General features: G+C 56.6%; 17 protein-coding genes. 9 read left to right on the top strand and 8 right to left on the bottom strand.

Annotation, left to right across the window (positions count from 1 at the left end; all coding sequences use genetic code 11):
* The first annotated feature begins 173 nt into the window (after positions 1 to 173).
* The 3 genes from zapG to degS all read left to right on the top strand — a co-directional run bounded on the left by zapG (position 174) and on the right by degS (position 3,210).
* Positions 174 to 575 (top strand): Z-ring associated protein ZapG, encoded by a 402-nt coding sequence (gene zapG, locus ACR6AS_RS12070; protein ID WP_111142165.1) that lies wholly within the window; start codon positions 174 to 176, stop codon positions 573 to 575.
* 110 nt (positions 576 to 685) lie between these two features.
* Positions 686 to 2,059 (top strand): serine endoprotease DegQ, encoded by a 1,374-nt coding sequence (gene degQ / locus ACR6AS_RS12075; RefSeq protein ID WP_111142164.1) that lies wholly within the window; start codon positions 686 to 688, stop codon positions 2,057 to 2,059.
* 89 nt (positions 2,060 to 2,148) lie between these two features.
* The gene (degS, locus tag ACR6AS_RS12080) at positions 2,149 to 3,210 is read left to right on the top strand and encodes an outer membrane-stress sensor serine endopeptidase DegS (RefSeq protein ID WP_111142163.1); all 1,062 of its coding nucleotides are present in this window, start codon (positions 2,149 to 2,151) and stop codon (positions 3,208 to 3,210) included.
* A 209-nt stretch (positions 3,211 to 3,419) separates the two neighbouring features.
* Here degS and epmA read toward each other — a convergent pair whose 3' ends face one another.
* Complete coding sequence (gene epmA / locus ACR6AS_RS12085) at positions 3,420 to 4,397, bottom strand: elongation factor P--(R)-beta-lysine ligase (protein ID WP_111142162.1); 978 nt, start codon at positions 4,395 to 4,397, stop codon at positions 3,420 to 3,422.
* A 135-nt stretch (positions 4,398 to 4,532) separates the two neighbouring features.
* Here epmA and ACR6AS_RS12090 point away from each other — a divergent pair, with 135 nt between their 5' ends.
* Positions 4,533 to 5,060 (top strand): lipocalin family protein, encoded by a 528-nt coding sequence (locus ACR6AS_RS12090; protein WP_111142161.1) that lies wholly within the window; start codon positions 4,533 to 4,535, stop codon positions 5,058 to 5,060.
* Between the two features lie 52 nt (positions 5,061 to 5,112).
* Here the strand turns inward: ACR6AS_RS12090 and ACR6AS_RS12095 are convergent, their stop codons facing one another.
* The 3 genes from ACR6AS_RS12095 to efp all read right to left on the bottom strand — a co-directional run bounded on the left by ACR6AS_RS12095 (position 5,113) and on the right by efp (position 6,099).
* Entirely contained in the window at positions 5,113 to 5,247 is a 135-nt protein-coding gene (locus ACR6AS_RS12095; protein WP_003848302.1) for an entericidin A/B family lipoprotein, read from the bottom strand.
* Between the two features lie 102 nt (positions 5,248 to 5,349).
* Positions 5,350 to 5,481: an entericidin A/B family lipoprotein gene (locus tag ACR6AS_RS12100; RefSeq protein ID WP_111142262.1), complete on the bottom strand. Its 132-nt coding sequence runs from the start codon at positions 5,479 to 5,481 to the stop codon at positions 5,350 to 5,352.
* Positions 5,482 to 5,532: 51 nt separating this feature from the next.
* On the bottom strand, positions 5,533 to 6,099 hold the full coding sequence (gene efp, locus ACR6AS_RS12105) for an elongation factor P (RefSeq protein ID WP_111142263.1): 567 nt from the start codon (positions 6,097 to 6,099) through the stop codon (positions 5,533 to 5,535).
* Positions 6,100 to 6,142: 43 nt separating this feature from the next.
* Between efp and epmB the strand changes: the two genes are divergently transcribed.
* Positions 6,143 to 7,171: an EF-P beta-lysylation protein EpmB gene (gene epmB, locus ACR6AS_RS12110; RefSeq protein ID WP_111142264.1), complete on the top strand. Its 1,029-nt coding sequence runs from the start codon at positions 6,143 to 6,145 to the stop codon at positions 7,169 to 7,171.
* A gap of 48 nt (positions 7,172 to 7,219) precedes the next feature.
* Here the strand turns inward: epmB and ACR6AS_RS12115 are convergent, their stop codons facing one another.
* The 4 genes from ACR6AS_RS12115 to ACR6AS_RS12130 all read right to left on the bottom strand — a co-directional run bounded on the left by ACR6AS_RS12115 (position 7,220) and on the right by ACR6AS_RS12130 (position 10,570).
* Positions 7,220 to 7,567, bottom strand: a complete 348-nt coding sequence (locus tag ACR6AS_RS12115; protein WP_111142265.1) for a DUF4156 domain-containing protein — start codon at positions 7,565 to 7,567, stop codon at positions 7,220 to 7,222.
* 322 nt (positions 7,568 to 7,889) lie between these two features.
* Positions 7,890 to 9,539: a chaperonin GroEL gene (gene groL, locus ACR6AS_RS12120; RefSeq protein WP_293774233.1), complete on the bottom strand. Its 1,650-nt coding sequence runs from the start codon at positions 9,537 to 9,539 to the stop codon at positions 7,890 to 7,892.
* A 49-nt stretch (positions 9,540 to 9,588) separates the two neighbouring features.
* Positions 9,589 to 9,882, bottom strand: a complete 294-nt coding sequence (locus tag ACR6AS_RS12125; protein ID WP_009092502.1) for a co-chaperone GroES — start codon at positions 9,880 to 9,882, stop codon at positions 9,589 to 9,591.
* Between the two features lie 226 nt (positions 9,883 to 10,108).
* Positions 10,109 to 10,570, bottom strand: a complete 462-nt coding sequence (locus ACR6AS_RS12130) for an FxsA family protein (RefSeq protein ID WP_111142142.1) — start codon at positions 10,568 to 10,570, stop codon at positions 10,109 to 10,111.
* Between the two features lie 328 nt (positions 10,571 to 10,898).
* On the opposite strand from ACR6AS_RS12130, the gene aspA reads away from it, so the two are divergent.
* The 4 genes from aspA (at position 10,899) to ACR6AS_RS12150 (ending at position 15,829) form a co-directional block, all read left to right on the top strand.
* Positions 10,899 to 12,335, top strand: coding sequence for an aspartate ammonia-lyase (aspA, locus tag ACR6AS_RS12135; protein ID WP_293774236.1), 1,437 nt, complete (start codon positions 10,899 to 10,901; stop codon positions 12,333 to 12,335).
* Between the two features lie 110 nt (positions 12,336 to 12,445).
* Entirely contained in the window at positions 12,446 to 13,747 is a 1,302-nt protein-coding gene (locus tag ACR6AS_RS12140; RefSeq protein ID WP_111142143.1) for an anaerobic C4-dicarboxylate transporter, read from the top strand.
* Between the two features lie 64 nt (positions 13,748 to 13,811).
* On the top strand, positions 13,812 to 14,126 hold the full coding sequence (gene cutA / locus ACR6AS_RS12145) for a divalent cation tolerance protein CutA (RefSeq protein WP_293774240.1): 315 nt from the start codon (positions 13,812 to 13,814) through the stop codon (positions 14,124 to 14,126).
* Positions 14,102 to 15,829, top strand: coding sequence for a protein-disulfide reductase DsbD (locus ACR6AS_RS12150; RefSeq protein WP_434162305.1), 1,728 nt, complete (start codon positions 14,102 to 14,104; stop codon positions 15,827 to 15,829). The genes cutA and ACR6AS_RS12150 overlap by 25 nt, the downstream gene beginning before the upstream one ends.
* The last annotated feature ends 62 nt before the right edge of the window (positions 15,830 to 15,891 follow it).

Raw genomic sequence — 15,891 nt, forward strand, 5'->3', positions numbered from 1 at the left:
TTTCAAAGTCCCTGAATGGTGTCTGGTTCATACTACGGTTGCTGAAAAAAAGGCCGTTCTACACTAAGCCATGCTGCTCCGGAGTTCCACAACCATAAGATTAACGGGTATAGTGACTATTATTGAAATGGTGCAACGCCCTACGGAACAATGGAAATAACACGGGAGTCATTATGACCTGGGAATACGGGCTAATTGGTTTAGTGGTAGGTATTATTGTCGGCGCAGTCGCCATGCGTTTTGGCAACAGAAAGCTGCGTGAGCAGCGCAGCATGCAGTACGAACTGGAAAAATCGAAGGCAGAGCTGGCCGATTATCGCGAAGAGCTGACCAACCACTTTGCGCAGAGCGCAGAGCTGCTGGATAACATGGCGCGTGACTATCGTCAGCTCTATCAGCACATGGCAAAAGGCTCAAATGACCTGCTGCCGAATCTGCCTGGCGAGAAAAATCCGTTTGCCTATCAGCTCACTGAGGCCGAGGCGGACAACGATCAGGCACCAGTGCAGATGCCGCGTGACTACTCTGAAGGCGCATCCGGTTTACTGCGTGGCGAACGTCCTGCCCGGGATTAATCTTTTTGGGGCGCAGCCTGTCTGCGCCCGCTCTGTTTGCGAACCCTGACCACAAACGACTGTCACACTCATTACTTCCTCCCACATTTTACAGCGAGAGCGTTGTAGCAATGAAAAAACAAGCACGCCTGTTTAGCGCATTAGCCTTGAGTATCGGGATGAGCCTTGCCGCCGCGCCGGGCGCGATGGCCACGCTGCCGGCACAGGTCGCGGATCAGCCGCTGCCGAGTCTGGCACCGATGCTGGAAAAAGTGTTACCTGCCGTGGTCAGCGTTCACGTTGAAGGCACCGATGCAGGTGCGCAGGCGCAGGATATTCCTGAGCCGCTGAAACGTTTCTTTGGTCAGATGCCTGGCGGCAACAGCCAGCCACAGCCTTTCGAGGGGCTGGGTTCTGGCGTGATCATTGATGCCGCCAAAGGCTATGTGCTGACCAATAACCATGTGGTGAATGGCGCAGATAAGATCAACGTCCAGTTGGGCGACGGCAGTGAATATGAAGCCAGACTCATCGGGCATGACGAGCAGACCGACATTGCACTGATCCAGATTCAGGGCGCGAAAAACCTCACGCAGGTGAAAGTCGCGGACTCTGACCAGCTGAAAGTCGGCGATTTCGCGGTGGCGATCGGCAACCCGTTTGGGCTGGGTCAGACGGCGACCTCCGGGATTATCTCGGCGCTGGGTCGCAGCGGCCTCAACCTGGAAGGCCTGGAAAACTTTATCCAGACCGATGCTGCGATTAACCGCGGTAACTCAGGCGGTGCGCTGGTGAACCTTAACGGCGAACTGATCGGCATCAACACGGCTATTCTCGCCTCCAGCGGCGGTAACATCGGCATCGGCTTTGCGATTCCGAGCGATATGGCGATGAACCTCGCGCAGCAGCTGATCAAATTTGGTGAAGTGAAGCGCGGTCAGCTGGGCATCAAAGGCACAGAAATGACGGCGGACATGGCCAAAGCGTTCAATGTCGATGCACAGCGCGGCGCGTTCGTCTCGGAAGTGTTGCCGCAGTCTGCCGCACAGAAAGCGGGCGTGAAGTCTGGCGATATCATTACCTCGATCAACGACAAGCCGATCACCAGCTTTGCGGAACTGCGCGTCAAAGTGGGCACTACGCCGCCAGGCGAACAGGTGAAGCTCGGCCTGCTGCGTGAAGGCAAACCCTTAACCGTGACCGTGACGCTGGAGCAGAGCGCGCAGACCACCGCCAGCGCACAGCTGATGTCACCGGCCCTTCAGGGCGCCACGCTGAGTGACGGACAGACCAAAACCGGCGATAAAGGCGTGAAGGTCGACACCATCGAAAAAGGCACGCCGGCGGAACAGGTTGGCCTGCAGAAAGATGATGTGATCATCGGCGTTAACCGCACCCGGGTGCAGACAATTGCTGAAATGCGCAAAATACTGGAAGGTAAACCACCGGTCCTGGCACTCAATGTAGTGCGCGGCGATGAAAGTATCTATCTGTTGTTGAGATAAACCTCGCATTACGGCGGACACAAGCGCGTGTGTGTCCGCCGCTCTCATGCTATTCTCCCCTGCGATCTCCCCTGGCGTGATTTAACACCATGTTTCTTAAACTTTTGCGTTCCGTGGTGCTGGGCCTGATTGTGGCGGGTATCTTACTCGCAGCACTGCCTGCACTGCGTATGGGCAGCGACGCCCTCTATAACCACGATAACATCAACGACGAAACACCCTTTAGCTTCAATCAGGGGGTGCGCCGCGCCGTGCCCGCCGTTGTCAACGTCTACAATCGCAGCGCGCACGGCAACAACAATCGTGGCATCACCACCCTGGGTTCCGGGGTGATCATGAATGCAAAAGGCTACATCCTGACCAATAAGCACGTCATCAATAATGCCGACCAGATTATCGTGGCGCTGCAGGATGGCCGTTTCTTTGAGGCGACGCTGGTCGGTTCCGATGGCATGACCGATCTGGCGGTGCTGAAAATTACCGCTTCCGGCCTGCCCGTGATTCCCATCAATCCAAACCGCCAGGCGCATATCGGGGATGTGGTGATGGCGATTGGCAACCCCTACAACCTCGGTCAGACGGTGACGCAGGGCATTATCAGTGCGACGGGCCGGGTGGGACTCAGTTCTTCAGGCCGGCAGAATTTCCTGCAGACGGATGCGTCAATCAATCAGGGTAACTCCGGCGGCGCGCTGATTAACTCGCTGGGCGAGCTGATGGGCATCAACACCCTGACCTTCGATAAAAGTAACGACGGCGAAACGCCGGAAGGGATAGGTTTCGCCATTCCTACCGTACTGGCCTCGAAAATCATGGATAAGCTGATCCGCGATGGCCGGGTGATCCGTGGCTATATCGGCATTACCGGACGCGAACTGCCGCCGCTGCATGGACAGGGCAGCAATCTGGACCGGGTTCAGGGCATTATTGTCAGTGGGGTGACGCCTGACGGGCCTGCGGACAAAGCCGGGATCCAGACCAACGATGTTCTGCTCAGCGTGAACGGCAAACCGGCCATCTCCGCACAGGAGACAATGGACCAGGTGGCAGAGATTCGCCCGGGTTCGGTGATTGATGTGCAGGTGCTGCGCAACGACCAGAAGCTGACGCTGCCGGTGACCATTCAGGAGTTTCCGGATAGCAGCAGCTAGCTGAACATCTGTGCCAGGTCAGGGATGACCCGGCCGGTCGCAAAGAAAGCCGCGATCCCTGGCGTTCGGCCTCGCCATCCTGGCTCGGATACTTTGCTCTTCAGCCGGGTCATCCCTTCCCCCGTCATCCGTCATCCCTTCCCCCGTCATCCGTCATCCGTCATCCGTCATCCGTCATCCGTCATCCGTCATCGTCTGCAGATAACGGATTAGCAGCGATCCACCGGAAACGCGATTACCTCACTCAATGACTCCGCTTTCAGCGCCAGCATAATCAGGCGGTCAACGCCCAGCGCCACGCCGGAACAGGCGGGCATCCCGTGCGCCAGCGCATCCAGCAGATAGGTATCGATAGGATGGACAGGCAGACCCCGCGCCGCACGGCGACGGTTATCCTGCTCAAAGCGCTGCCGCTGCTCGCGGCTATCGGTCAGTTCACGGAAACCGTTGGCCAGCTCGATGCCCTTGTAATAGACCTCAAATCGCTCGGCCACCCGATGATCCTCGGTGCTGATCTCGGCCAGAGCGGCCTGACTGGCCGGGAAATGGTAAACAAAGCACGGCTTATCCTGACCAATCTTCGGTTCGACGCCCAGCATAAACAGCAGCATCAGCAGCGTATCGCGATCCTCTTCTGTACGCGCCAGCTCACCTTCGCCCAGCTTCTCTGCTGCTTCACGCAGCTGCGCTTTATCCGCAGAGAGAGGATCCAGCTCCAGATGGCGGATAAACGCCTGCTGATAGGAGAGCGACTCTGCGCTGTCGCACTCCAGCACCTGCTGCATCAGGTCGTCGACTTCATTCATCAGACGATACATGTCGTAGTGCGGCCGATACCACTCCAGCATAGTGAATTCCGGATTGTGGTGACGTCCCGCCTCCTCATTACGGAAGCTGCGCCCCATCTGATAGATGGGGCCACTGCCCGCCGCCAGCAGTCGTTTCATATGGTATTCGGGGCTGGTCATCAGCCAGAGATCGCGCCCCTGCGCCGCGCCAGGCCCGACAAATCGTGTCTGAAAAGGCACCAGATGGATATCGGTAATGGTGGCCTGGCTCATCGCCGGCGTGTCCACTTCCAGCACGCCGCGATCGGCAAAGAAACGACGCACTTCTGCTAAAATAGCGGCGCGTTTTAACAAATTGGCGATGGATGCGCTTGGTTGCCAGCTTGCCGTTTCGCTCATGGTGATGACTCCTGATGCAAATGAGGGGAGGCAGTCTACCTGCAATGTCTGCGGCAAACAATCTCGTGCCTGCACAGCCAAAAACCGCGTTTCGGCTTCTATACTTAAGCGGTTAAATCACAAAGGAATCCTGCTATGTCTCCATGGAAAACCGTTGTTGCCAGCCTGAGTGCTTTTCTTTCTGTCGCCTGTAGCACCACACCCCCTAAGAACGTGACGGTGGTGGATAACTTTGACAGCCAGCGTTACCTCGGTCAGTGGTATGAGATTGCCCGCCTCAATCACCCTTTTGAGCGCGGCCTGGAACAGGTCACAGCAAACTACAGCCCGCGCGAGGATGGCGGTCTGAAAGTCATCAATCGCGGGTTTAACGTCAAAAAGCAGCGCTGGCAGGAGAGCGTGGGTAAAGCCTACTTTACCGGTGAGCCACAACGCGCCTCGCTGAAAGTCTCGTTCTTTGGCCCCTTCTACGGTGGCTATAACGTTATCGCCCTCGATCCCGACTATCGCTACGCGATGGTGTGCGGCCCGAACCGCCACTATCTCTGGATACTGTCTCGCACACCTCAGCTGGCACCGGGCGTCAAAGAGAAGCTGGTTGAACAGGCGCGTCGGGATGGCTTCCCGGTAGAAGAGCTGATCTGGGTAAAACAGAAAGAGTAAGCGAGCTGACAAGCCGGTACGAAAAGCCTTTCGTACCGGTTGGGATAACAGGTTACTTCGTGCTGTTCTGAATGGCCTGGCCGCCCGCTTCAACATCTTCACCAACGCCACGCGTGGTGTTACACGCCGTCAGCAGAGAAGAGAGCACCAGTACAGAGAAGATTGCGGCGATACTTTTCTTTAACATGACAATGTCCTTTTTGATGGATGTAAAGTACAGCGTTTTAAGCATAGCCGGATTTCCACCGGTTGCTGCCGTCAGAACACTAAAAAGGACAATCCGTTAAGGTCATTTTGCCGCGCGCGAAATGGCACCGCCCAGGTGGGAGACATCTTCGCCAAAACCGTGGAATGTGTTGCAGGCACTTAATGCAGAGGAGACCAGCAACGCGAACGCGATTAATTTTGCCAGCTTGAACATTTTTTTCTCTCAGACAAGAAAAAGGCGCACCCGAAGATGCGCCTGCGAAACTTATTTTACGCGTGACACGTATTCGCCAGAGCGGGTGTCAACTTTCACCACTTCGCCCTCTTGTACGAACAGTGGCACTTTCACGACCGCGCCGGTAGAGAGTTTAGCGGGCTTGCCGCCGGTACCAGCGGTATCACCTTTCAGGCCTGGATCGGTTTCAACCACTTCAGCTTCGATAAAGTTTGGCGGCTGAACGGCGATTGGACGACCGTTCCACAGCGTAACGATACACTCCGCGTTATCCTGCAGCCATTTTGCTGCATCGCTTACGGTCTTCTCTTCAACCGGGAACTGCTCAAAGCTCTCCGGGTGCATGAAGTGGTAGAACTCACCGTCGTTGTACAGGTAGTTCAGGTTGGTATCGACCACGTCTGCGCCTTCGGCGGAGTCGGTAGATTTAAAGGTTTTCTCAACGCGAGAACCCGTCAGCAGGCGACGCATTTTAACACGCGCAAATGCCTGGCCTTTACCCGGTTTAACGAACTCACTGGATTCGATGGCATAAGGTTCGCCTTCGAACATGATTTTAAGACCGGGACGGAAATCGTTGCTAGAATAAGTCGCCATGAAGGCCCTCTACGAAAATTGACACTGGTACTAAGCCAAAAAAATGGCACACATTGTAACCCTAAAAACACCTTCCAGAGAAGATTGGTTGCAGCAACTTGCGGATGTTGTCACCGAACCTGATGAATTACTGCGAATTTTAGCCCTCGATCAGCACACAGAGCTGGCTGAGGGCGCGGATGCGCGGCGGCTTTTCGCCCTGCGTGTTCCGCATGCCTTCATCCGCCGGATGAAAAAGGGCGATGCGCACGATCCGCTGCTGCTTCAGGTGTTAACCCGACGCCAGGAATTCATCGATGCGCCCGGTTATAGCACCGATCCGCTCGATGAACAAAGCAACGTTGTGCCTGGACTGCTACATAAATACCGGAACCGGGCTCTGTTGCTGGTCAAAGGCGGCTGCGCCGTCAACTGCCGCTACTGCTTCCGCCGCCATTTTCCCTATCAGGATAACCCCGGCAATAAGCGCAGCTGGCAGGCGGCGCTGGACTATATCGCCGCCCATCCTGAGCTGGATGAGATCATCTTTTCCGGCGGCGATCCGCTGATGGCGAAAGATCATGAGCTGGCCTGGCTTATCGCCGCGCTGGAGCAGATCCCGCATCTGAAACGCCTGCGTATTCACAGCCGCTTACCGGTGGTGATTCCGGCACGTATCACCGACCCGCTCTGTCAGATGCTGGGCGAGACGCGTCTTCAGGTCGTGATGGTGACGCACATCAACCATGCGCAGGAAATCGATGAAGAGTTGCGTGCGGCGATGCGCAGCCTGAAGCGGGCGGGTGTCACCCTGCTGAATCAGAGCGTGTTGCTGCGTGGCATTAATGATAATGCGCAGACGCTGGCCACGCTCAGTAACGCCTTATTTGATGCCGGCATTCTGCCCTACTATCTGCATGTGCTGGATAAGGTTCAGGGCGCCGCGCACTTCTTTGTCTCCGATGACGAGGCTCGCCAGCTGGTGCGGACCCTTCTGGCGCAGGTGTCCGGCTATCTGGTGCCGAAGCTGGCGCGTGAGATTGGCGGGGAGCCCAGCAAAACGCCGCTGGATTTGCAGTTGCGTCAGGAGTAAAAACGGCCAGCAACAGGCTGGCCGATGGGACAGGACGTCCGGTTCAGATTACGGGCACTTATAGACCTGGCCGCTCATTTTACTGTCGAGTGGCGCAAACGCGGACAGCAGATTCTGCGTCGGGCTGGTCGCGCCGTAAATCACGTTGCCACCCATTTCCGCTGCGCGATTGCGCAGGTCATTGGCCGCACCGCGCAGAGCGCTGGTTTCGCCGCCTGCACCGCTCAGCCAGTTGCTCTGTGAGCCAGTGATGTTACCCAGAAGCTGACAGGTGCTGGCAGGCTGCTGATCGGTAAAGGTCACGCGCTGTCCGGCTGAAGAGAGTTGCGTAGAGCTGCTGCAGCCTGCCAGCAATAACGCGCCAGCGATCAGTCCAGGCAAGAGGTTAATCCGCATTGTAATCCCCATTTATTATCATCAGAGTCGGGTGGCAGCGTAGCAAAAAAAGATCGTTTTTTTCTGCACATTCATTGCCTTAATCCCGTTATATCACCTTGATATCTCCTGCGGTGCTCAGTCTGGCAGGTTTGCGCATTCCGATGAACTTACCACAGCAGGTCATCTGGTGAGGCCGCAACAGCCAGCGTGCAGACAGCGGGAGATATCAAGAGAAAAGACGAGCGATTGCGCCACTACTTATACTATTTTCCTGCCCAAAAGAAAAACCCCCGACCGTTTCCGGTCGGGGGTTTTATCGTGACTAAGGCGTCAACGGCAATTACATCATGCCGCCCATACCGCCCATGCCACCCATACCGCCAGCGCCTGCGCCTAAATCAGGTGCATCGCCTTTTGGCAGGTCAGTGACCATACATTCGGTGGTGATCATCAGACCCGCAACAGAGGCCGCGTACTGCAGTGCAGAACGGGTCACTTTGGTTGGGTCCAGGATACCGAAGTCGATCATGTTGCCGTACTCTTCAGTCTGTGCGTTGTAACCGTAGTTACCGTCGCCCGCTTTCACGTTGTTAGCGACAACAGATGGCTCTTCACCGGCGTTAGAGACGATCTGACGCAGTGGTGCTTCCATTGCGCGCAGCGCAACTTTGATACCGACGTTCTGATCTTCGTTCTGACCACGCAGTTCGGACAGCTGAGCAGCAACGCGAACCAGCGCCACACCACCACCTGCAACCACACCTTCTTCGACGGCAGCACGGGTTGCGTGCAGCGCATCTTCAACGCGGGCTTTCTTCTCTTTCATTTCAACTTCAGTCGCTGCGCCCACTTTCAGAACGGCCACGCCGCCTGCCAGTTTCGCTACGCGCTCCTGCAGTTTTTCTTTGTCGTAGTCAGAGGTTGCTTCTTCGATCTGCTGACGAATCTGGGTCACACGGCCCTGAATGGTCGCCTCTTCACCCACACCGTCAATGATGGTGGTGGTGTCTTTGTTGATCACAACGCGTTTTGCCTGACCCAGATCTTCCAGCGCGGCTTTTTCCAGCTCCATACCGATCTCTTCAGAGATCACGGTACCGCCGGTCAGGATAGCGATATCCTGCAGCATCGCTTTACGACGGTCGCCGAAGCCTGGTGCTTTAACCGCAGCCACTTTAACGATGCCGCGCATGGTGTTGACCACCAGCGTCGCCAGCGCTTCGCCTTCCACATCTTCTGCGATGATCAGCAGTGGTTTGCCTGCTTTCGCAACGGCTTCCAGTACTGGCAGCATTTCGCGGATGTTAGAAATTTTCTTGTCAGCCAGCAGGATGAACGGAGATTCCAGTTCAACAGCGCCGGTTTCTGGCTTGTTGATGAAGTAAGGTGACAGGTAGCCGCGATCGAACTGCATACCTTCAACCACATCCAGCTCGTCCTGCAGGCCGGTGCCTTCTTCAACGGTGATCACGCCCTCTTTGCCCACTTTCTCCATCGCCTGAGCAATCAGCTGGCCCACGGTTTCGTCGGAGTTAGCGGAGATAGTACCTACCTGCGCGATCGCTTTAGAGTCTGAGCATGGCACAGACAGCGCTTTCAGTTTCTCAACGGCAGAGAGAACAGCCTGGTCGATACCGCGCTTCAGGTCCATCGGGTTCATGCCCGCTGCAACCGCTTTAAGGCCTTCGGTGATGATAGATTGTGCCAGGACAGTGGCAGTGGTGGTACCGTCGCCTGCTGCGTCATTCGCTTTAGAGGCTACTTCTTTAACCATCTGCGCGCCCATGTTCTCGAACTTGTCTTCCAGCTCGATTTCACGCGCGACTGAAACACCATCTTTAGTGATGGTCGGTGCACCAAAAGATTTATCCAGAACCACATTACGGCCTTTCGGGCCCAGGGTAACTTTTACTGCATCTGCCAGTACGTTCACGCCACGCAGCATTTTTACGCGAGCGTCATTACCGAATTTTACGTCTTTAGCTGCCATTTCAATTGTCCCTTAAATTCGTTTCGTTCAGTGAGTTACGCGAAAAAAATTACGCTTCAACAATCGCCAGAATGTCGCTTTCAGAGATGATCAGCACTTCTTCGTTGTCGATCTTTTCGGTTTTAGCACCATAACCTTCATTGAAGATCACGACGTCACCAACCTTCACGTCCAGCGGCTTAACGTCGCCACTCTCAAGGATGCGGCCATTGCCGACAGCCAGTACTTCACCACGAGTGGATTTACCAGCTGCGGAACCGGTCAGTACGATGCCGCCAGCTGATTTAGCTTCAACTTCTTTACGCTTGACGATAACGCGATCGTGCAATGGACGAATTTTCATTTGATAGCTCTCCTTTGAGAAGTCCAATCATTCAGTTTTGGGGTTGAACACCGGGCTGCATGGCTTCCGGCCTCGTGACCTGAGAGATAGGGCCACGCCCATCCACTTTCAAGGGGGCGAACAACAAATTTTTTATCCGGCCAGGACAACTGACGACTTTTTAAACAGGAGCAGGGGCAAATAAAAACGCAACCCGGAGGTTGCGCTTCAGAGGCAGGCATTGCGATTAACGATCCTGGTGATCGTCATGGTGCTCAAGGCGATCGCTGTTTTTGCGCTCGAACTCACCATCCACGGTGTAACCGCTGTCTGGCCCGGCTCCGGGCCCGCGCCAGACGCGCAGGTGAGGCATCAGTTTCAGCGTCAGATGCTTCTGAACGGGGGGGAGTAGCAGCAGCAGGCCGAGCAGGTCGGTAAAGAAGCCCGGCAGCAACAGCAGAAAGCCCGCGATGATTAGCGACACGCTTTTGATCATCTCGCTGGCCGGGCTTTCGTTACGCGCCAGCTTCTCCTGCATCAGCATAAAGTTTTTCATGCCCTGGTTTTTCACCAGCGAGACCCCGATGCAGGAGGTGAAGATCACCAGCAGCATGGTCAGCAGCACGCCCATGACGTGTGCAACCTGAATGAAGAGGGAAATCTCAATCCAGGCCAGAACAAAAAAGACTAATAACGGTATCCAGCGCACCGAACTCTCCTGTATTTAGGGGCTGAACGGCAGCGTGCCGCTCAGCAGAAAGCGTTCATCCTACAGATGATAAGAAAAGAGATGGGCACCCGCGCCGCCATTTTCAACCGATTCTGTCAAATTTATCCTGCGGGGTTAATTTTGTAACCTACTTCACATATCGTTAACCAGGCTGCAGCATTAAGTGATCTGCATGCATGATTTTCACTGGCATCAGAATATGATCGCACACGCCCCTGTGAAGACGGATAATATGTCGGCACGGGTACACCACGACAAAATAAACACATCCTTTGTGATGGTTAGCGGCAACAACAAGAAGGTTATCATGGCGAACAACATTCGTATCGAAGAAGACCTGTTAGGTATGCGCGAAGTTCCGGCGGATGCCTATTATGGCGTTCATACTCTGCGTGCGATTGAGAATTTCTATATCAGCAACAGTAAAATCAGCGACATACCTGAGTTTGTCCGCGGTATGGTGATGGTGAAAAAAGCGGCCGCGATGGCCAACAAAGAGCTGCAGACCATCCCGCGCAACATTGCCGATACCATCATTAAGGCCTGCGATGAAGTGCTGAACAAGGGCCGCTGTATGGACCAGTTCCCCGTGGATGTCTATCAGGGCGGTGCGGGAACCTCGGTCAACATGAACACCAATGAGGTGCTGGCGAACATCGGCCTGGAGCTGATGGGCCACCAGAAAGGGGAATATCAGTACCTCAATCCCAACGATCATGTGAATAAGTGCCAGTCCACCAATGATGCCTACCCGACCGGTTTCCGCATCGCGGTCTACAGCTCACTGCTGAAGCTGCTGGATGGCATCAGCCAGCTCTCTGAAGGGTTCCAGAACAAGGCCGATGAGTTTCAGACCATCCTGAAGATGGGCCGCACCCAGCTGCAGGATGCCGTGCCGATGACGCTCGGCCAGGAGTTTCACGCCTTCAGCGTGCTGCTGAATGAAGAGACGAAAAGCATTCTGCGCACCGCCGAACTGCTGTTGGAAGTGAACCTGGGGGCGACCGCCATCGGCACCCGCCTCAATACGCCGGAAGGCTACCAGCACCTGGCGGTTCAGCGTCTGGCGGAAGTGAGTAACCTGCCGGTGGTGCCAGCAGAAGATCTGATCGAAGCGACCTCTGACTGCGGTGCCTACGTGATGGTTCACTCCTCGCTGAAACGCCTGGCGGTGAAGCTCTCTAAAATCTGTAACGATCTGCGGCTGCTCTCCTCCGGTCCGCGCGCGGGTCTGAACGAAATCAACCTGCCAGAGCTGCAGGCGGGTTCCTCCATCATGCCCGCCAAGGTCAATCCGGTGGTGCCGGAGGTGGTCAACCAGGTCTGCTTTAAAGTTATTGGCAACGACATCACGGTCACCATGGCCTCTGAAGCCGGTCAGTTGCAGCTTAACGTGATGGAGCCGGTCATTGGCCAGGCGCTGTTTGAGTCGATCAGCATCCTGACCAACGCCTGCTACAACCTGCTGGAGAAGTGTGTCAACGGCATCACCGCTAACCGCGCAGTGTGCGAAGCCTACGTCTTCAACTCCATTGGTATCGTGACTTACCTCAACCCCTACATCGGCCATCACAACGGCGACATCGTCGGTAAAATCTGTGCCGAAACCGGCAAGAGCGTGCGCGAAGTGGTGCTGGAGCGTGGCCTGCTGACGGAGAGTGAGCTGGACGATATCTTCTCAGTGCAGAACCTGATGTATCCGGTCTATAAAGCGAAACGGTATACCGATGAAAACGAGCAGTAGGGTCTGACCTGCGCTGGTTAACAAAAGGCACACCGCGATCAACACGGTGTGCCTTTTTTTTTGATACACAGCGTCTCAGTAATGGCCGGTTTACTTTTCAGGAGTGATTCATGTTTGTGGTTGAGCTGCTGATCGTCTTCATGGCGATCTGGTTGGGTGCCCGCCTTGGCGGTATCGGGATCGGATTCGCAGGCGGAATGGGCGTGCTGATCCTGACGCTGGGATTTGGCATGGCACCTGGCGCGATCCCCTTTGACGTTATCGAAATCATCATGGCGGTGATCGCGGCGATAGCGGCCATGCAGGTGGCGGGCGGAATGGATTATCTGGTGAGCCTGGCGGAACGCCTGCTGCGTCGCCATCCGCGTCACGTCACCCTGCTGGCCCCGCTGGTGACCTACCTGATGACGCTGCTGGCCGGCACCGGACACACTGCATTTTCGACGCTGCCGGTGATTGCTGAAGTGGCAAAAGAGCAAGGCGTCCGCCCCTCCCGGCCGCTGTCGATTGCGGTCGTGGCATCACAGATTGCGATTACCGCCTCACCGATTTCTGCGGCAGTGGTCTTCTTCGCGACGCTGCTTGAACCGCGCGGCGTCAGCTACATCACCCTGCTGGCGATCACCATCCCCGCCACGATGGCAGGCCTGTTCCTGGCGGCGCTGGTAACGAACTTTCTTGGCAAAGAGTTAAAAGATGATGAGGTTTATCAGGCCCGTCTTGCCAAAGGGGAAACCACCCTGCGCGGTGCCACACACTACCAGGCAAAACCGGGCGCGAAAAGATCGGTGCTGCTGTTCCTGGCGGGGATTGTGGCCGTGGTGCTCTATGCCACCGCGACCAGCGCCAGCGTTGGCCTGATCGTCAATCCACCTCTGCCGCGCAATGAGGCTATCGTCGTGTTTATGCTGACCATTGCCACGCTGATCAGCCTGACCTGCAGACTCGACACCGGCGACATCCTCAGTGCCAGTACCTTTAAATCGGGTATGAGTGCCTGTATCTGCGTAATGGGCGTTGCCTGGCTGGGCGATACCTTTGTAAAAGCGCATCTGGCCGATATTCAGACCCTGGCTGGCGACACGCTGAAAACCTACCCGTGGATGCTGGCGCTGATTCTGTTTTTCGCCTCCATGCTGCTCTACTCGCAGGCTGCCACCACCAAAGCACTCATGCCCGCCGCGCTGCTGCTGGGTGTCAGCCCGCTGACGGCGATTGCCTCCTTCGCCGCCGTGTCGGCGCTGTTCGTCCTGCCCACCTACCCGACTCTGCTGGCCGCGGTGGAGATGGATGACACCGGCTCCACCCGGATTGGCAAGTTTGTCTTCAACCACGCCTTTATTATTCCAGGCGTGATCGCCATTGCGCTGTCGGTGCTGGCGGGCTTTCTCTTTGGCGGGCTGCTGCTGTAGCGCCCGCATCATCTTACCGGGGGAGCGTGCTATCATCGGCGCTCTTTTAAACAGGAGTGTCAGGATGAAGGCTGTTGTTATTCTCTGTACGGCGCCCGATCAGACTACAGCGCAGCAGCTCGCTGCCCTGGCGCTGGAAGCCAGACTGGCGGCCTGCGTGACTCTGCTGCCGGGGGCGACCTCCTGGTATCGCTGGCAGGGGAAAATCGAGCAGAGTAGCGAAGTGCAGATGCTGCTGAAGTGCGACAGCGATCGCCAGCAGGCGCTGTGTGACCTGCTCAAAGCGGCTCATCCTTACGACGTACCCGAACTGCTGGCTCTGCCGGTTCAATATGGAGACAGTGAATACTTGTCATGGCTGCACGCATCTCTCGCTTAATAACGATCCTGCTGGCGCTGTTTGTCTGCCTGCAGGCGCACGCATCCCTTTTCTCAGACCCATCGACCCGCCGCTTCGTGCCGGTCGACCAGGCGTTTACGTTTGACTTCGACCAGCAGGGCGCGCAACTCAACCTGCACTGGAAGGTGAAATCGGGTTATTACCTCTATCGCCAGCAGATCCACATCACGCCCCAGAACGCGACGATTGCGCCGCTGACGCTGCCTGCGGGTCAGCCGCATGAAGATGAGTTCTTTGGCAAAAGTGAGATCTATCCTGAAAATCTGACGCTGCCGGTGACGCTGCAGCAGGCCGCCCGCGGCGCCTCGCTCAGCGTCACCTATCAGGGCTGTGCCGCCGCCGGGTTCTGTTATCCGCCGGAAACCCGCACCGTTCCGCTGAACGCGGTGGCCGCCAGCAGTGCGTCCGCGCCCGCACAGGCGGCGACGGCCACAAACAGATCTGACGCTCAGCCTGCCCCCGCCAGCCCGCTGCCCTTTTCCCCGCTCTGGGCGCTGCTGATCGGCATCGGTGTGGCGTTTACGCCCTGCGTGCTGCCGATGTATCCGCTGATCTCCGGCATTATTCTTGGCGAACAGCGCCACTCTTCGCTGGGCCGGCTGTTTGCGCTGGCGATGGTCTATGTGCAGGGGATGGCGCTCACCTACACGCTGCTGGGGCTGATCGTCGCGGCCGCCGGTCTGCGTTTCCAGGCCGCGCTCCAGCACTCTTATGTGCTGGTGACGCTCTCCGTGCTGTTTATCGCGCTGGCCCTGTCGATGTTTGGCCTCTTTACGCTGCAGCTGCCCGCCAGCCTGCAAACCCGCCTGACCCTGTGGAGCAATCGCCAGCAGGGCGGATCGCTGCCTGGTGTCTTCCTGATGGGGGCACTGGCCGGATTAATCTGCTCGCCCTGCACCACTGCCCCGCTCAGCGCCATTCTGCTTTATATCGCGCAGAGCGGAAATCTGTGGGCTGGCGCGGGCACGCTGTGGCTTTATGCCGTCGGCATGGGATTACCTCTGATCGCCGTGACGCTTTTTGGGAATCGCCTGCTGCCGAAAAGCGGCCCGTGGATGCAGACCGTTAAAGAGGGCTTTGGGTTTGTCATTCTGGCGCTGCCGGTGTTTCTGCTGGAGCGGATAACCGGCGATCTCTGGGGATTACGCCTCTGGAGCCTGCTGGGTGTGGCCTTTTTCGGCTGGGCGTTCTGTGTCAGCCTGCATACCCGCAGCGGCGGGTGGCGGGTGGTGCAGATCGTCATGCTGGCCGCCGCGCTGATCAGCGCCCGCCCGTTGCAGGAGTGGGCTTTCGGGCATTCTGCCGAGCAGCAGGCCGTAGCCGCGCTGCCGTTTCAGCCTGTGCAGACGCCGCAACAGCTCGACAGCGCGCTGCAGAAGGCCGACGGCCGCATTACCCTGGTCGATCTCTATGCTGACTGGTGCGTGGCCTGCAAGGAGTTTGAAAAATACACCTTTAGCGATAGCACCGTGCGCGATAGCCTGAGTCGGGTTCAGTTGCTGCAGGCCAATGTCACGGCCAACAGCGCCAGCGACAATGCGCTGTTGCAACATCTTCGGGTGCTGGGATTACCGACCATATTGTTCTTTGATGCGCAGGGCCGCGAAATCCCCGGATCGCGTATCACCGGGTTTCTCAATGCCGCCGACTTCCGGGCGCATTTGCAGAAACTTACCCCATAAACAACACTGGAGTCAGATTGTTGCCCGGTAATCAGCCGGGCCTGAAGACCAGAGGAGAGTCA

This window comes from Pantoea phosphatilytica, assembly GCF_051025615.1.
GTDB lineage: Bacteria > Pseudomonadota > Gammaproteobacteria > Enterobacterales > Enterobacteriaceae > Pantoea.

What these genes read in the sequence shown, in the direction of transcription:
- zapG (WP_111142165.1), top strand. Translation starts at nt 174, where the DNA reads ATGACCTGGGAATACGGGCTAATTGGTTTAGTGGTAGGTATTATTGTC.
- degQ (WP_111142164.1), top strand. Translation starts at nt 686, where the DNA reads ATGAAAAAACAAGCACGCCTGTTTAGCGCATTAGCCTTGAGTATCGGG.
- degS (WP_111142163.1), top strand. Translation starts at nt 2,149, where the DNA reads ATGTTTCTTAAACTTTTGCGTTCCGTGGTGCTGGGCCTGATTGTGGCG.
- epmA (WP_111142162.1), bottom strand. Translation starts at nt 4,397, where the DNA reads ATGAGCGAAACGGCAAGCTGGCAACCAAGCGCATCCATCGCCAATTTG.
- ACR6AS_RS12090 (WP_111142161.1), top strand. Translation starts at nt 4,533, where the DNA reads ATGTCTCCATGGAAAACCGTTGTTGCCAGCCTGAGTGCTTTTCTTTCT.
- ACR6AS_RS12095 (WP_003848302.1), bottom strand. Translation starts at nt 5,247, where the DNA reads ATGTTAAAGAAAAGTATCGCCGCAATCTTCTCTGTACTGGTGCTCTCT.
- ACR6AS_RS12100 (WP_111142262.1), bottom strand. Translation starts at nt 5,481, where the DNA reads ATGTTCAAGCTGGCAAAATTAATCGCGTTCGCGTTGCTGGTCTCCTCT.
- efp (WP_111142263.1), bottom strand. Translation starts at nt 6,099, where the DNA reads ATGGCGACTTATTCTAGCAACGATTTCCGTCCCGGTCTTAAAATCATG.
- epmB (WP_111142264.1), top strand. Translation starts at nt 6,143, where the DNA reads ATGGCACACATTGTAACCCTAAAAACACCTTCCAGAGAAGATTGGTTG.
- ACR6AS_RS12115 (WP_111142265.1), bottom strand. Translation starts at nt 7,567, where the DNA reads ATGCGGATTAACCTCTTGCCTGGACTGATCGCTGGCGCGTTATTGCTG.
- groL (WP_293774233.1), bottom strand. Translation starts at nt 9,539, where the DNA reads ATGGCAGCTAAAGACGTAAAATTCGGTAATGACGCTCGCGTAAAAATG.
- ACR6AS_RS12125 (WP_009092502.1), bottom strand. Translation starts at nt 9,882, where the DNA reads ATGAAAATTCGTCCATTGCACGATCGCGTTATCGTCAAGCGTAAAGAA.
- aspA (WP_293774236.1), top strand. Translation starts at nt 10,899, where the DNA reads ATGGCGAACAACATTCGTATCGAAGAAGACCTGTTAGGTATGCGCGAA.
- ACR6AS_RS12140 (WP_111142143.1), top strand. Translation starts at nt 12,446, where the DNA reads ATGTTTGTGGTTGAGCTGCTGATCGTCTTCATGGCGATCTGGTTGGGT.
- cutA (WP_293774240.1), top strand. Translation starts at nt 13,812, where the DNA reads ATGAAGGCTGTTGTTATTCTCTGTACGGCGCCCGATCAGACTACAGCG.
- ACR6AS_RS12150 (WP_434162305.1), top strand. Translation starts at nt 14,102, where the DNA reads ATGGCTGCACGCATCTCTCGCTTAATAACGATCCTGCTGGCGCTGTTT.